Origin of the sequence: Shewanella sp. Sh95 (assembly GCF_001308045.1) — a bacterium.
Lineage (GTDB): Bacteria > Pseudomonadota > Gammaproteobacteria > Enterobacterales > Shewanellaceae > Shewanella > Shewanella xiamenensis.
In genome coordinates this window covers 1-1,712 of sequence record NZ_LGYY01000229.1, presented here as the reverse complement: position 1 = coordinate 1,712, position 1,712 = coordinate 1, and the positions used below count along the sequence as shown (strand labels likewise).

The window sequence follows — 1,712 nt, the reverse complement described above, 5'->3', positions numbered from 1 at the left end:
GAGGTACTCAGGCGGCCTGATTATCAAATCACGGAGAAAGAATTGCTGGCGGCCTGGGTATTATTCGCCAATCAGTTGCTCAAATATGGCTATGCTATGGCTGATTTATGAGGGGATCCTTCAGCATATAGCATGTGATGGTTTATGCTCTGAATGACAAGCTGTACACTCCAATGTATTCCGATAGTGAGCAGAGTCATGGGGTAATTTATCGTATTTATTTTCTTTCGTTGGAATTTCGTCCATTGTACCATGGCATCGAATACAAAAACTTGAATCTGGTCTTTCATTCGGGATACCGCTACCGTGACATGTTTTACAACTGCCACCTTTTCCCATCAACTTAAAATGATGTTCTTTAATGGGGACTCCACTTAAAGTATTCTCCGTTGTGTAGGCTGATAAAGATGTCATTAATAAAGCACTAACCAAACCTAATTTATGTATATATTTCATCATTATCACCTATTACACTTTTCTAATCGCAGCTTGATTTCCTGCAATTTGTCCAAACACGAGACCATCAATAGAAGAGCAACCGCCTAATCGGTCCATTCCATGTGTACCACCAGTAACTTCACCAGCAGCAAATAAGCCTGAAATTGGTTCACAAGTGTTAGAATCAATAACCTCTGCATTAGGTGTAATAGCAACCCCCCCCATGCAATAATGTAACTTGGGTGACAATCGGATTGAATAAAATGGAGGTTTTAAAATTGTTTTCTCATCTAAAGGCTTATTAAACGGATCTTTTGCTTTACCTTGAACAATCTCATTCCATTCATTTACTGAATTTTTTAATGCATCAATATCAACATCATAACGTTTAGCTAATTCATCAAGCGTTTCTGACTTTTTAATTGCACCATCACGGTAAGCCGCTTTAAAACCTTCAGCATGATTTGCCGTTGCTTCACCACAAAATACAAATGGCATATTAGGTTTTTCTTTCGTACCTGAGGCCAATACTGCCAACTGCGCATCCGCACGAGTTCGACGGTCTGCTAATTCATTCATGAATCTCGCGCCAGTTTTAGGGTCAATTGCGATACCTTCTGCAAAAGCATAATCCGCAAAGAAACTCGCAGGGCCTGCGCCCTTCTCATCTGGTGTAGCCCAAGGACCTAACTGGTACATGTCTAACATTACCGGCAGGGCTCGAATAGACAATAATGACTTAATCATGGTTGCTGAAGCGCCAGGCTGAGCAGTGCTTTCAAGTTCCTGATATGCAGGCATTGTTGTTTTAATAAACTGGTGATCTTGTCCCCATCCACCAGAAGCAACAATTACCCCTTTTTTAGCCTTATAAGCGAATTGACCTCTATTGGAACCACTCTTAAAATCGTATTTTTCACTGACGACAATACCTGTCACACCACTGTCGCCACGAATGACTTCTTCAACATTCGTTCTATTTTGAAATATGATCCCAGCCTTACGAAGGTAGTTATGCATAGGAACGACAATGCCACCACCGGATGCACTTTCGGGTAAATGTGCACGTGGAGCACTATGCCCACCGAGACGAATTACCTTGTCTTGAAACTTTACGCCACATTCCATCAGCATATCGTAGGCTTTGTGCTGAAGGATCCCCTCATAAATCAGCCATAGCATAGCCATATTTGAGCAACTGATTGGCGAATAATACCCAGGCCGCCAGCAATTCTTTCTCCGTGATTTGATAATCAGGCCGCCTGAGTACCTCC

General features: G+C 41.9%; 2 protein-coding genes. Both read right to left on the bottom strand.

Annotated elements, in window-relative coordinates; translation table 11 throughout:
• Positions 1-120: 120 nt before the first annotated feature.
• Positions 121-339, bottom strand: a complete 219-nt coding sequence (locus AEA42_RS22970; protein ID WP_231640413.1) for a cytochrome c3 family protein — start codon at positions 337-339, stop codon at positions 121-123.
• Positions 340-468: 129 nt separating this feature from the next.
• A complete protein-coding gene (locus AEA42_RS16680; protein WP_231640412.1) occupies positions 469-1,626 on the bottom strand; it encodes a flavocytochrome c in 1,158 nt (385 codons plus the stop codon).
• Between the last annotated feature and the right edge of the window lie 86 nt (positions 1,627-1,712).

What these genes read in the sequence shown, in the direction of transcription:
- AEA42_RS22970 (WP_231640413.1), bottom strand. Translation starts at nt 339, where the DNA reads ATGGGAAAAGGTGGCAGTTGTAAAACATGTCACGGTAGCGGTATCCCG.
- AEA42_RS16680 (WP_231640412.1), bottom strand. Translation starts at nt 1,626, where the DNA reads ATGGCTATGCTATGGCTGATTTATGAGGGGATCCTTCAGCACAAAGCC.